This window comes from Bacillus sp. THAF10 (assembly GCF_009363695.1).
GTDB lineage: Bacteria > Bacillota > Bacilli > Bacillales > Bacillaceae_I > Sutcliffiella_A.
Map to the genome: position 1 here is coordinate 3,695,308 of NZ_CP045403.1, position 13,738 is coordinate 3,709,045.

At 35.7% G+C, this 13,738-nt stretch carries 15 protein-coding genes; 8 read left to right on the forward strand and 7 right to left on the reverse strand.

Annotated elements, in window-relative coordinates; all coding sequences use genetic code 11:
* Positions 1-389: 389 nt before the first annotated feature.
* Positions 390-974, reverse strand: coding sequence for a zinc ribbon domain-containing protein (locus FIU87_RS18885; protein ID WP_172971121.1), 585 nt, complete (start codon positions 972-974; stop codon positions 390-392).
* A 323-nt stretch (positions 975-1,297) separates the two neighbouring features.
* Between FIU87_RS18885 and FIU87_RS18890 the strand changes: the two genes are divergently transcribed.
* Positions 1,298-1,720 (forward strand): competence protein ComK, encoded by a 423-nt coding sequence (locus FIU87_RS18890; RefSeq protein ID WP_152446014.1) that lies wholly within the window; start codon positions 1,298-1,300, stop codon positions 1,718-1,720.
* Positions 1,721-2,553: 833 nt separating this feature from the next.
* Positions 2,554-3,459, forward strand: coding sequence for a thermonuclease family protein (locus FIU87_RS18895; protein ID WP_152446015.1), 906 nt, complete (start codon positions 2,554-2,556; stop codon positions 3,457-3,459).
* 141 nt (positions 3,460-3,600) lie between these two features.
* Here FIU87_RS18895 and FIU87_RS18900 read toward each other — a convergent pair whose 3' ends face one another.
* Positions 3,601-3,876 carry a hypothetical protein gene (locus tag FIU87_RS18900; protein WP_152446016.1) on the reverse strand — a complete coding sequence of 92 codons (276 nt, stop codon included), beginning with the start codon at positions 3,874-3,876 and terminating at the stop codon, positions 3,601-3,603.
* A 769-nt stretch (positions 3,877-4,645) separates the two neighbouring features.
* Here FIU87_RS18900 and FIU87_RS18905 point away from each other — a divergent pair.
* Positions 4,646-5,089 (forward strand): DUF4304 domain-containing protein, encoded by a 444-nt coding sequence (locus FIU87_RS18905; RefSeq protein ID WP_152446017.1) that lies wholly within the window; start codon positions 4,646-4,648, stop codon positions 5,087-5,089.
* Between the two features lie 151 nt (positions 5,090-5,240).
* Here the strand turns inward: FIU87_RS18905 and FIU87_RS18910 are convergent, their stop codons facing one another.
* Positions 5,241-6,218, reverse strand: a complete 978-nt coding sequence (locus FIU87_RS18910) for a phosphotransferase enzyme family protein (RefSeq protein ID WP_152446018.1) — start codon at positions 6,216-6,218, stop codon at positions 5,241-5,243.
* Between the two features lie 614 nt (positions 6,219-6,832).
* Between FIU87_RS18910 and FIU87_RS18915 the strand changes: the two genes are divergently transcribed.
* The 3 genes from FIU87_RS18915 to FIU87_RS18925 all read left to right on the forward strand — a co-directional run bounded on the left by FIU87_RS18915 (position 6,833) and on the right by FIU87_RS18925 (position 10,008).
* The gene (locus tag FIU87_RS18915) at positions 6,833-7,399 is read left to right on the forward strand and encodes a TetR/AcrR family transcriptional regulator (protein ID WP_152446019.1); all 567 of its coding nucleotides are present in this window, start codon (positions 6,833-6,835) and stop codon (positions 7,397-7,399) included.
* Positions 7,400-7,409: 10 nt separating this feature from the next.
* Positions 7,410-8,483, forward strand: coding sequence for a DUF418 domain-containing protein (locus tag FIU87_RS18920; protein WP_152446020.1), 1,074 nt, complete (start codon positions 7,410-7,412; stop codon positions 8,481-8,483).
* A gap of 1,075 nt (positions 8,484-9,558) precedes the next feature.
* The gene (locus FIU87_RS18925; RefSeq protein ID WP_152446021.1) at positions 9,559-10,008 is read left to right on the forward strand and encodes a DUF3888 domain-containing protein; all 450 of its coding nucleotides are present in this window, start codon (positions 9,559-9,561) and stop codon (positions 10,006-10,008) included.
* A 91-nt stretch (positions 10,009-10,099) separates the two neighbouring features.
* On the opposite strand, the gene FIU87_RS18930 is transcribed toward FIU87_RS18925, so the two are convergent.
* The 3 genes from FIU87_RS18930 to FIU87_RS18940 are packed head-to-tail and all read right to left on the reverse strand — an operon-like array spanning position 10,100 to position 11,262.
* Positions 10,100-10,489 carry an SRPBCC family protein gene (locus FIU87_RS18930; RefSeq protein WP_152446022.1) on the reverse strand — a complete coding sequence of 130 codons (390 nt, stop codon included), beginning with the start codon at positions 10,487-10,489 and terminating at the stop codon, positions 10,100-10,102.
* A gap of 19 nt (positions 10,490-10,508) precedes the next feature.
* Entirely contained in the window at positions 10,509-10,955 is a 447-nt protein-coding gene (locus FIU87_RS18935; RefSeq protein WP_152446023.1) for an SRPBCC family protein, read from the reverse strand.
* Positions 10,939-11,262, reverse strand: a complete 324-nt coding sequence (locus tag FIU87_RS18940; protein WP_152446024.1) for an ArsR/SmtB family transcription factor — start codon at positions 11,260-11,262, stop codon at positions 10,939-10,941. The genes FIU87_RS18935 and FIU87_RS18940 overlap by 17 nt, the downstream gene beginning before the upstream one ends.
* A gap of 184 nt (positions 11,263-11,446) precedes the next feature.
* Between FIU87_RS18940 and FIU87_RS18945 the strand changes: the two genes are divergently transcribed.
* Both FIU87_RS18945 and FIU87_RS18950 read left to right on the forward strand, forming a co-directional pair.
* On the forward strand, positions 11,447-11,809 hold the full coding sequence (locus FIU87_RS18945; protein ID WP_152446025.1) for a DUF948 domain-containing protein: 363 nt from the start codon (positions 11,447-11,449) through the stop codon (positions 11,807-11,809).
* Between the two features lie 454 nt (positions 11,810-12,263).
* Positions 12,264-12,461 (forward strand): hypothetical protein, encoded by a 198-nt coding sequence (locus tag FIU87_RS18950; protein ID WP_152446026.1) that lies wholly within the window; start codon positions 12,264-12,266, stop codon positions 12,459-12,461.
* Positions 12,462-13,122: 661 nt separating this feature from the next.
* Here the strand turns inward: FIU87_RS18950 and FIU87_RS18955 are convergent.
* Complete coding sequence (locus FIU87_RS18955; protein WP_152446027.1) at positions 13,123-13,584, reverse strand: hypothetical protein; 462 nt, start codon at positions 13,582-13,584, stop codon at positions 13,123-13,125.
* Between the last annotated feature and the right edge of the window lie 154 nt (positions 13,585-13,738).

The following is a 13,738-nucleotide window of genomic DNA, read 5'->3' on the forward strand; positions in this document are numbered from 1 at the left end:
TTCCAACCTATTTGTATTGAGAAAATTCTGTATTTTTTTGCTACTAATCTATCCAATAAATTTATTTTTTCTCAAATATAAAATAAAGGGATAGGCGCTACCCTCTCGTTTAAGGACAATAGAGTCTATCGCCTTTATCCTTCACAAAAAAATTATACAACTATACCTAGCGAAAATAGTTGAGCTCAGTCGAATGTTATTTGCCCAACTATTCACAAGCACAAATTCCCGCTTGATCGAACGTTTGTTTAGAAAAAGCTATACAAGAAAAATAGCTTCACTTTGTAAAGCGAATCCCTTTCTCCCGATCACTTGTCCAAATTCGATTGAAATAAGAGAAAGAGGGGTAAAGAAAGCTGCGGGTCTGCAGTCTTTACTCCTCTTTTTACTTAATAACTATTAAAAGCAAAGACCTTCCATTTTCCTTCTTCCTTCACCATGGCAAGTTCTGCTGTCTCTCTTTTTCCATTATCAAAGGTAAAGTCAGCATATACGATAGTCATATCGTTATCTACTTTTTCTTCTTCCGTAATTTCAAATTCGTCTAGGTCACCATCCGTGCGATGGGTAAAGTTTCGCATGTTTTGTTCAATCCATCTTTCATCGCCCATTAATTGAGACAGCATATAATCAATTCCATCCTGTGACCATAACGCTTCTGCACTTTCATAATCTCCATTTTGGGTATGTACAATAAACTCTTCTGCTACATTGGAAGGTGAGTTATTTCCAGGAATGATTGTTAGCGCAATGATGATAGCACCAATCACACCCCCGATAACTGCTAAGAGTTTACGATTTTTAAGGAGGTTTTGAAGTGTTGGTATGATGGAAGGCTTTGGACTCACATAATAGTCTATTGTCTTACTGGAATCATCCGCCTGCTTCCCATTTAATTCAACGCCACAACTCCCACAAAATTTTTGTCCTTCCGAATACTGCTGCCCACAATTTGTACAATAACTTCCCGACATCGTGTATTTACTCCTCATCTGTTAAGCTAACTTTCTACTATTACTAGAATAACAGTTCCGTGTCGAAAGAACTATGTATTTGTAAAAATTTGATATTAAAATTATGGCCCGTCAAATGGACAGGTTTTTCAAATGACTAGTTGAAAAAACCATTCCTTTTGAAATCCTGTCTTCCTTTAAATAACTATACTAATATACTCTGCGAAAATAGTTGAGCGCAGTCGAATGCACTTTAGCCCCTACACAACAACCTCAAAATCAGATTTTAACCAACGTTCGTTTAAAAAGTACTATAGGAACATAGGGACGAGGGACCTGACCCCATGTCCCACTTCTACACAACCGATCGCCCCATCGACATCCTCGCCAGGAGCTGCATCCAATTTGGCGCCTCCTATGACGGCCGCCGCGAAGCTACCATCAAGCTCACCAACTACGTCCAGAAAACACCCGTCTTGATCTCAGAAGTTCTCGGCATCATCGCCCTACCTACCCACACCCCTGAGCACCCCGACTGCACCTGGATTATGTACCACCAAATCAAGGAAGTCATCCAAACCAACACAAACACCCACTGCACCCTCCGCTTCCACAACTACACCAAACTCGAAATCCCAATCTCCACCCAAACCATGCGCCAACAAACCCAAAAAGCAGCGGTGATCTATTCGATTTTTTGTACCGAGCAACGGATTAGTTATAGTTTTGTGGTGGATGGGAGAAAGCGAAAAGTGGGGAATAAGTAATTTAGGAGAATCTCTGGGGCATTGTACCTCGCCGCCCTCTATTTAAAGGTATCTTTTAGGAAAACAAATAGTACGATTAAACTGTAGGGCATAAGAATAATAAAGATGGACACCCACGCTCTTGGGTTAGACCAGTTTATGATTGTGTTGGCAATCACTGCGGTAATTAGCAATAGTAAAAGGCTTATTGCGACGTAACTTCTCCCCTTGTTTTTCATATGAGTTCACCACCAACGATTTGTTTTCAGATTATTAATTGTACGAATCATTCTAGAGAAGGTTTCTTGAACATGTATCTAAATATAAAAAAAGTTGAGATGCACTTTTGGTTTTATGTACTGTGCTATTTAAGATCCTGCCCCTGACAATAAAATTATGCAAGTATACCCTGCGAAAATAGTTGAGCGCAGTCGAACATCATTCACCCCTTTATCCTCAACTAAAGAAATCCGCTTGATCAAACGTTCGTTTGAAAATAGCTATCTAAGCAAAATATCTTCTCTTTGTTCGTGTCCCATCTAAAGTCCCAAAACCTCACAGCGGCGCGGGTTCCCACTCTCATCAACAAACCAATTACACAAAACTTTCCCAATATACCACGCGAAAATAGTTGAGCGCAGTCGAATGCATTTCACCCCCTACACAACAACACAAAAAACAGATTTGAACAAACGTTTGATTGAAAAATACTATAGGAATAAAATGAACAAATCGGAACGAGGGGTCAAACTGGGACACGGAACCCGTCCCTCCGTACCAAAGGACTATAGGATTATCGCTACAAACGAATTATAATTAGAAGGTAAAAATAGACAGCACCTGGGGGAATTACGATGAAATATTTCTACTTACTAATTGCTTTATTGTTCATTTCGTTCTCTACTGCCTGCACTAGTGCAGAACAGACAACAGAAAGTAACGATTCTGTGGAGACAAATGAGGAAGCCCAAGAAAATAATAACGAAGAGGCCGAAGAGGAAGCAAAAGCGGAAGCCGAAGAAAAGGCTGCTGAGGAAAAAGCCATAGAAGAGCAAAAGGCAAAAGAGGAAGCTGCTAAGAAAGAAAAGGAACACTTGCAGGCTCTAGGTCTAGAAGCTGTTACGGTAGCGAGAGTGATTGACGGAGATACCATCGAACTCTCAGATGGAAGAAAAGTTAGATTAATAGGAGTTAACACACCTGAATCGACAAATCGAACCGAAGACTACGGAAAAGAAGCAAGTAATTACACCCAATCGAAATTAGAAGGCAAGCAAGTTTGGATTCAAAAGGATGTTTCAGAAGCAGACCGTTATGACAGAATTCTACGTCTTGTCTGGTTAGCGATACCGACGAACGATATGGACGAAACAGAGATAAGAGATAAGATGTTTAACGCAGATCTAGTAATCAATGGATACGCCGAGCCTTCCACCTACCCTCCTGACGTCAAATATAGCGAGCACTTTGTGCAGTTTGCAAGAGAAGCCCGTGAAAACAGTACTGGACTATGGGCATATGGGCCAGAGGGGACAACTAAAGGAGACTTAGATACGGGTAACAGTAGTAACACCACAAGCTCATCAAAGGAAACTTCTAATAACGATTCATCCACTTCCACGACAGGTGGTAGTGGGAAGGAATATTATAAAAATTGTACCGAGTTAAGAAAGGTATATCCAGATGGAGTAGCATCCGATCATCCTGCATATGCTAGTAAGCATGACCGTGATAAAGATGATTGGGCATGTGAAAGGTGACATGAAGGGAGCCTCGTATTAAAGATACGGGGCTTTTTATAAGACCTTTTTTAAGTCCAATTCATCATTCATCAATTTAACCCATTAAGGTTGAATATTGCAGAAAGAATGAGCCACTAGTGCAAATTTTTGAGCCATTCTTCAATTTTCCTTTCCTTGAAATTTTTTAAATGAAAAGAGAAAGAGAAATAAAGATAAAATTAATGCAATTAGACTTAAATATGTTAAAACACCGTTGTTTACTCTTAATATAAAATCTTCAATTAACTTTAACATAGCGCTTAGAATTACTAATACTAAAGCAACACCTTTTAGCTTACTATTTTTAATTAAAGCTTGACCAATAGTAAACCAAAATAGTATAGCAATCAAGGATACTATTACTAAAATAGTTGTAGTGAAGATATTGGAAATCATATATATCCCTCCATTCTTTATAAAAAAATGTGGTCTTAAAAACCTCTTAGGTTAGTAAAAAAATATAATGAATGAGGTGTTAGCTATTTAACTATTGTTTAAGTAATATAAGTTAAAGTTTTGGAGATTAACAAAAGTCCAATTGTTTCTCTGCTTTTCAGTTAAAATACTTCAAGGGTAGCAAAGCACAATTTTGCAAAATTGGAAATTTATTACGGCCGCATCTCAATACTAGTATTTTATCTATCTTAATTCAATATATATTCTTAAAAGAATAATTAATGTACAAGGGAAATCCGATGTTTTCAAAAAATGATATCTTTTCAAACTTAAATCGTCAATATGATTGAGAATGCTTTGCTTTTCCGTCTAATAAACAAAAGTGTAAGCATTATAATAATCATTAAAAATAGAGATTTTACAAAGAAGGTACCCGAAATTAAACCAGTAAGAAATAAATAAAGTCCAGTTAAATAAATAATAACTGTTTCAACAAAAGGGAATTTCTGATTATTATTTTCTAAAGTAATCTTCACGTATTTATCCATCTCCATTTGTATAATTCCAACATTAGTAATCTAAAAACAAAAAAATGCAGTGACTCCCAAGCTACATTATGAACACTTCACCCAATACAAATAATTCCATTTTATTTACCATTATTTTCATATTATCGTATAAATCATAATATTTCACAATGCTTAATATAAAATATTCTTAAAACGTTTTGATAGAAAATGGAATACGGCTTTTTAAGAGGAGAGGAAATATGACTAAGGAAGAATTGGTAAAATTTTTGGATGGCTTATTTAAAACGAATTCTTTTATAAAAAAAGGCAGGAAGTGGACTATGACCAATGATGAACTTATAAAGATCATCATATTATCAAGATCAAGATTCGGAAACTATTACTATTTAGACTATGGGATTACTATTAAGAATATTGAGCTTGATGGGCTAGTGATGCATATATATCATTCTTTAGGTTCTTTAAATGGTAGCGATTTTACACGAATGATGAATTTATTAAATTTAGATACTTCTATTACTGATAAAGACAGAAAAGAAGAACTGGAAAATTTGATCCAAAATGAAATATTCACATTTTTTAGTGCTATTAATAATGAAAATGACTTATTATCAAATTTAAAGAATCGCGAGAATTTAAATGATGTACCTTTATGTGTTAAAAAATATTATCAGATAAAATAATTTACAACATCTAATTTAAACAGAGCGCCAATTCTTGGGCCAGAATGGCGCCATATTCTTGCTACATTATATCCTCGTCTTGCACAGTAATTGAATCTGTTGTTCACCTGAATTTATTAATAAATCTCTCAGTTACTGTAATAATAGTTTACTAAATTTCTAATTTATATTTCTGAATAAACTCCTTGACTCTTGGTAGGCTTTTTTCAATAAAGGTACGTGGATCTTCGCTTACAATTAAAATATAGTTTAGGAAGTTTACCCTCCTAGCGGTCATTAACAAATCTAAGTCAAATTCTTCAAACACTGGGAATGGTCTTACTTTTTCATACCCACTGGAGAAAAGGCGTTTTACGTCATCGAAGTTATATTCTTCCTCATATCTGTAATAGTATAATAAGATAGCAATGTCATGTAGGGGCAATCCAAGCAATACATCTTCAAAATCAATAATATGCATGTCATTTCCTCTAACCAAGACGTTCCAAGGGTTTAAATCACTATGAATAAGTTGAAGATGTTCTTCATTTTTTTGATAATATCGCGATAATTGATTATTTAAATATGGGATTATCCTATCCATGATTTCATGGTATTCTCTTGATAAGTAACGCTGATATTTACTATCTTTATATACCACTGGGTCTTCTTGATAATAGAATACACTATCCCATCTCTTGGGTGAAAAAGTCTTTGGAATCTCTTCACCGTAAGTTGCACCGTGCAGTTGGGCAGTTAGTTCTCCTAATTGAATAAATCTCTCTCCCGTTTCATTTCCATCTAAATCTTTCCCCTCTAACCAACTGTAGAGAGCAACTTGCATAGGGGAACTACCATCATCTAACTTTATTTCTTGTATTTTACTTCCGCCTTTAGATGACAGGATTGACGGAATAGAGATTCCACCTTTGTGGCTTACAAGATTCATCATGAATACTTCCAATAAATTATCTTCTAAAGTGCTTGAGTTTTCTTGAAAAATTTTCAATAAAAATTTATTCCCTTTGACATCACTCAATTTGTATAAAATATTTGTTTCTTCTGCTAAAAAGCTTATTTCATTAATTTGTATATCATAGCGATCTACAGCCTGTTTAGCTACAGCATCAAACTTTTCAATGTTGTTCATCTCAAAGCCCCCTCTCACTTCCAATAATTTACTAATAATTCGTTCATTACTTTATCGTAGATAGTTAAATTTCACAAGACTCTTCTTTTAATTTAATTCTTCATCATTTCATAAAAAAGTTCAAATTTTTTCTACCTTTGTTATTCCACAATTGCAGCCTTTTCTTTAAGGCTTGAATATAACTGAACTTGTAAAATGAACTCAAGAAACAATACAATTTCAACTTATTAATCGAAATCAAAGGGTTTGGTGAAGTCATTTTTTGGGGGCAATAATTGCTTTCATTGGGGTAATAAGAATGGACTTCAGCTAAAGTTCATTTGTTGTCGGAACTCTTATTTTCAGTGGTGTGGTGTTTGGGCGTTCACTTAGCTTGATTATAGGTTGGTTACCCATTGAGAATTTGATTCGATCCGAAAAAACTTTCATCGTTTTTCAAATCAAAAAAGTTAATATTTCCATTCAACATACAGCTATAAAACCCTTCTTTTTATCGGTTATTGACAATATTAAAAATTTCACAACATATCGTTTCAACAAGAATATATTGACAATTATATTAACTATAGTTAGTATTTACCTACCGGTAAGTAATTTAAGGAAGGACGTCCTTTATGAATGAAAAATACACAAATATTCTAACTACCTCCTATCGCCTATTTGCTGAAAAAGGGTTTGAACAAACAAGTATGTCTCTTATTGCGAAAGAAATAGGAATTACAAAGCCAGCTATATATTATTATTTCAATTCAAAAGAGGATCTTATTCAAACTTTATTTAGTCACATCATTGAAGAAATAAAATTCACAAAATATTTTAATTCTCAGGAATATACCAAAGAAAATTTCATATCTAAACTCATTGAAGATGGTGTTAACATGATGAACAAGCAGCTTAGAGATGATTACTATAACAAGATTATGAATGAGTATTACGTTTTAAGCACTCGAGACTCTCATTACGCGGAAGCACTAAAGAACGTATTAGATGAATTTCTGAATGGATTCTTCAATCTTTTACAACTTGCACATGAGTATGAATTGCTCTTAGATGATGATTTACGAACACAAGCAGAATTTTTGACCATTATTGTAGATGGGTTAGACAAATATTCAAACGCGAATTATACTTTTAATCCAGTTTCGATTTGGTCATTTTCCGTTAAAAGTTTATTTAAATGAGGTGAATTGTATGGGGAAATCAGCGAATCGCATTCTTGGGTTCGATATTGCTCGTGCCTTAGCTATCCTCGGGATGGTCATAGTAAATTACAAAATTTCAATGGATGCAGAAGGAAATGGACCCGACTGGCTCGTAACTCTGACTGGAATACTTGAAGGCAGAGCTTCAGCGATTTTCGTAATACTTGCAGGAATTGGCATTTCCTTATCGACTAAGAAAGCACGGCTGAAGAGTACTTCCTCTAAAGAATATCGCAAAATGATATGGAGACGTTCATTATTTTTATTTGTTCTGGGAATACTTCTTATGCTCATGCAATGGAGCGCAGACATCCTTCATTATTATGCTTTTTATATGTTTATTGCCTCTTTTTTCATTGTAGCCTCCTCTAGAAAATTAATCCTAACTGTTGTAATAATCGTACTTACCTCCCAGACCTTCCAACTTCTATTTAACTATGAATACGGATGGAATACGACGTTCGAAAAATACGAAATGTTTTGGACTTGGAAAGGATTTATCAGCAACCTGTTCTTTAACGGATACCATCCCATTTTCCCATGGGTAGCCTTTCTACTATTTGGCATGTGGTTAGGAAGAGTCGATCTTCAAAACCCTAGGATTCAACAGAAATTTATGACTGTATCACTCATCACGCTGTTTTTAACAGAAGCTACTTCCTATGTTTTTATTAAACTATCTGAATCAGCTGTGGGAATTGAAGTAGCATTATATTTATTTGACACGAAACCTATGCCCCCCTCCCTCCTTTATATGATATCCAGCACAAGTTCTGCGATTATTTTAATCCTCCTTTGTGTTATGATTTCTGAAAAATGGAGAAGTTCAACTGTCACACAAGCATTGGTGTACACAGGACAGCTTGCTCTTACCCTCTATGTAGGTCATTTTCTTGTTCTAGCCGTTTTCTTTATGTTTGGAGGGCTAGCAGAGAACACCTTAACATTTGCGGTAACCATAGCGGTAATTTTCTTTATACTCTCTACATTCTTGTCTACTTGGTGGCGTAAAGCCTTTAAGAGGGGACCTATTGAGGCATTGATGAGAAAAATAAGTGGATAAAATAGGACTGAATTATACGTTGAACTGTGTATCAAACTCTTCGATCTAATTATTTTTATTCGTTTGAAAGAATGCCATCAAAATGAATCAAGGAAAATTATAGCTAAATCAATTACTTTTTCATCTATAAGGCTGAGATGTTGTAACTTTCTCAAGACTTAAGATCATTTTAACAACTACCTAAAGTCATACTCCATAAGTGGGTAACATAATGAAAAAGTAGTTTACTGTTTGTTACTTTACCTTCAATCCAATATCTTATAGTTACCTACTACTACGCAAATATATAAAGATAGATTCCTTTATCCTATTTCGAAGCCGCGGTGCTTAATGCTTGTAACAGAAAAGGTAAAGGGGTAATAATTTCTAGGGTTTCTTTTGGAGCTACACATTAATACTATTGTAAATCTCAGTAACATTACAAAAAGGAAAGAAGCATCAATTGTTTCTTTCTTTTTTTAAAACAAATATTCAGTTAAGAAGAAGGTACATAATCCAGTTACAAGAATAACGAAGGAACTACTTATTAAGGCTTTACCAAACATTAATTCACCAGCCTACAAATGACACCCTTCTCCTTCCATTCACAAAAATTATATAACTATACCACGCGAAAATAGTTGAGCGTAGTCGAATGCAATTCACGCCTTTACACACAACAAAAAAATTTAATTTGATCAATCGTTTGTTTAAAAAGTGCTATCTAACGAAAGTTTCTTTTTTTGGCGCGTGAACTCACTTAAAGCTCCAAATCCCCGCCACAGCGCGGGTTCCCACTCCCATCAAGAACCCTATTAGACCTCCACCACAAAAACTTTCCCAATATACCCTGCGAAAATAGTTGAGCGCAGTCGAATGCAATTAAGACCCCACACCATAACCTCAAAAACAAATTTTAACCAACGTTCGTTTAAAAATTACTATAGAAACATAATGAACAAAACATACTTCCAACAAGGGACACGGAACCTGTCCGAGACCACTGTAAAACTGAACTTGTCCCTCCGTACCATCGATTGCTATTTGGATATTTTCAACTCCTCTTTGAAATACTATTCAAAAAGGAGTTGATTAGATGAAAAAATTGTTGATATTCTCAATACTTCTGATTTCATTGTGCGCATATAACTTGCCCGTCAATGCTGAAAAGCAGCATAAACACGATTCAAAAGGAATGGAACAAGCTATCGACCATTTTATATTGGACCAGTTTACTGATGAATTAAATCAAGCAGTAACAGACTATTATAAAAAGGATACAATCAGAGTTCAATATAACTGGTGGGACAAAAATTACGATGTTGTTGAATTAGACCAATCAGAAAAAGAGAATCAGCTAAGCCATCCTTATGTAATCAAATTTACCGTTCAAACATACGACGGAAACAAAAAAGGGCAATTAGGAACTGATACCGTAACATTTGGAGTATCCCCTGTTCAATTTAACAAAGAATTTGATGAAAAAGATTTAGCTGCCGCTAAAGTAGAATTATTGAACTATACTCACGGTGAACCATTAAACTAAAAAGGAACAAAAACGCTGTGATTGTTTTAATCAACAGCGTTTTTTGATGCGAATACTATTGTTGTGATTTCCTACTAAATTATCAATGTTCTTACTGCTCCAAATATTTTCTAAGTGGCGTCCAGTAATTTTCCTGCCACCCTGTTTTTAAATGTTCTGCTTGCCCTTCTGGAAAACCAACATGTTCAAATACTAACAGTGTGTCTTCCCCATCTTGGTGTAGCTCAAATTTCACAAGTGAATAAACACCTGCATCCCAGTTGCCAGCACGCCATGCTTGGACGATGCGCTCGTTCGGTACCACTTCAATCATTCTGCCTTGGATCATGCCGCCGAAAAGGGAAAATGCGCCTCCTGCAGTGGCATCGATTTCAGTAGGTGCACCTGTAACCAATCCAAACTTCTCACTGCCCGTTAAAGCTTCAAAAAGTTGTTCTGGTTTTGCATTAAATGTGATTTTATCAGTAATGGTGATTGTCATAATCATTCCTCCAATGTAGTTATTTTGATATGCTCCAAGGATCTGGGCCGAGGTCAATGCCTTCACCCAACTGCTTGATGCGTTCCATATAGTGGGTCCAGCCATTATTGTTGGATGTGAGCTTTTCAACAGGGATATCATGATGGATTAGAGTCAATAGTGTTCCATTTTCCCTCGGGGTCAGGATGAACTCTACGGTGCTGGAACCTGGAGGCATGATTTCAGACCCCATCCAGCCCCAGCTCATCACTATTTTTTCATTTACAACGATTTCTTTGTATTCGCCAACTGCGATATTTTCCCCGTTGATGTCAATTCGATACTTACCTCCAACCCTTGGTTCAAGCAGGACATGTCTGCCCATCCAGCGATTCATTTTTTCCGGGTCGATAAAAAAAGAAAATAGAGTACTAGGGCTACATTCGATAAAGATTTCCTTTCTGAGAGTATCAGTCGTTTGGCTCATGCTTCTTCCTTTCTTCCGCTTCTGCAGCTTCTTTTAATAGTTGCAAGCTGTTGTCCCAGAATTGGTCGATGTAGTTTTTGATATCCGTGAATCCTTCTCTCCTCACTCGATAGTATCGTTTCGTTCCTTCCTTTCGGAGTGTGACAAGACCGGATTGCTCCAGGACCTTGAGATGTTGGGATATGGCAGGAGGAGAGATATCAAAATTGGATGCGATCTCCGTTGACGTAAGCTCCTTATCCCGTAACAAAGCTAAAATTTGACGGCGGGTAGGTACAGACAATGAATGAATGGTAGATTGAATCATGTCTATAATTTAGCACACGCTTAATTAAGTGTCAACTTAATATTAGGAGGGTTTCATTTCTATTGTTTCCTTTTTACCCATTAAAATCCTCCCTGTTAAACCGCGAACAAACCTGTCTTCAATAAAAGTAATGTCCAAGCCCCCATTCTCATAGACTTAGAGTAAAAGAAGGGAGCTGGTCTCAATGCTGGAATGGAGTGCTATTATTGCAGCCGTCGCGTTTACCATTCTTGTCATCTATTTGATCATGACATTAAGAAAAGTAATGACAACACTTGCCGAAACGGAAAAGGCGCTGTCTGATGCACGGACAGCCGTAAACGGAATAACAGAGGAAGCCGAGGATTTACTTCATAACGCCAACCAAATTTCTGACGATGTAAAAGGAAAAATGAAAGCCGTTGAACCTTTAATCGAGTCCGCTCATGATGTAGGCGATATGATGCACCATGTAACAAGCGAGATAAAGAGAACGGCTATACAAAAGAAACCACCAAAAACCATTCATACACAGGAAAGCAAGCCAGTCCAGATTAGATTGAAGTAAGAGAAAGAGGAGTAAAGGTAGCAGATGCATGGTTCTCTGCTTTCTTTACTCCTCTTTTTGTAAATTGGTCTAACGTTTACACTATTATTCGAATGGTTGATGTTCCACGTAACCTTACTGCTTGTTTTTGAGTTTGTGGGAAGTAAAGTAAGATAGAATTGGCCTATATAACGGTCTTTCTAAAACCGATCTAAATGCCTGTCCCTTTCTACCTCCCCTTCTTCTCTTCACAAAACTTTCGACAAAAGCCCCCACATTCCTGCAAACAACAAACAAATAAAAGAGGCACAACAACACGTGCCCCAAACACACCCCACCATTCACCTTGCCTTCGACAAACTTCGGGGAGTCACTGTGACCAGAATTCATTCCTAAAATAATACCAAAAAAGGAATTAAAATCCATATGTAAGTATGATAGAATGACATTAATTCTGAAACAGGGGGAGTTATTAATGAATCAGATTACTGAAGAAAGTTGGAATAATTTAATCAATAAAGTTGGAGGTATTGGGGATAAAACACAAAGCCAATTAGTTCAGCTGCAAGGACATATTAGTCATTTGACAGATACACTTTTTATCACTAACATTATTTTAGCTCTTATTGCAGTTACATATTTATTTTCTACCATAATGAAATTTAAGAAATAAGATTGTTAAACGACATTTCTTATCAAACATAATCGCCCATCATTTTAATATTAATTAAAAATGATGGGCTGTTTTATTTAGTATACCAACACCGTTACACCAATAAAAAAGCATTAGCCTAAGCTAATGCCATTTTATACTTTTTTCTTCAATCTAATTCAAATCGAAAACGATTTCTTATCATTTGGTTAATTTGCTTATTTGAAGATGATATCAGCATATTTGCTTTAATATAATTAAAATCATATTGATTCAGCACTTCTATAAACAAATTTGAGCTAAACAGTGATTCGGAGAGTCCTATTATTAAACCCAAGTCCTATTTCCTTCGACAAACTTCGGGGGGGCACTGTGACTAGACTTTTGCATCTAAAGTTCGTATATTCTCTTTTTGAAACACCACCTCGACCGGAGGCTTCAGTGCTTTTAACATACGCACCGTCTCCAAAACCGCCGTGAGGACGTATGGATAAAAATTTTAATATATAAATAGATAATATCTTGCCCTATTCTTACTTTGAACAATTAAAAAAGCCCCCACCAATTAAGGTAGTAGGCCACTAATGACGAGTTCCTTCTATATTAAACTTAAAACATTAATGCCCTGCCTTATGATAGTTACCGTATCCAGTAGCTTTTGTATTAAAAAACGACCCTACGTTTAGTTAAAAAACCTAGACAGTAATGGTTTATAAACTTTGCAAAATTGGATACTAATTGTACCATCTTCAGTTCTTCCCTCTACTTCAAATTGGAAATCCGAACCTAGTTCTTTTTTAAACTTTTTGTAAAGACGAGAAGTCTCCAAGAAACTAGTATCATTGAGTTCCCTTTTTATATTATGAAAATCAAAATCAACAAGCAGATAGTTTTCTTCTTTGTCGTTAATTACTTCGATATATTTTTCATGGTCTACTTCTTCTAAGGAAGAGCGTAATTTGTAGTTACATCTAAAAGATGGTAAGTAACTTTCATTTAATGATGCTTTAACTTTTCTTTTAATCGTTTCAGGTGGATTAACTTTAAAGAAACATTCAATGAACTGGTTTTTCAAGTGTTCCCTTTTTACTTCCTCCTTTCTTTTTTTATTCTTATTGAACTTTTCAATATCTTTAAAAACCATATATCTCCCTCCTTCATAATTACTTATGTTGTTTGACAAATCGGTATTCGTCTAAAGAATAAAATCGGTCGACTTCATTGTATCTATTCATTTTGTTTTACGATCTCCCCTTCACCCTCTATTTCTTCTATTTTTAGTTATATTGTTCAACTTC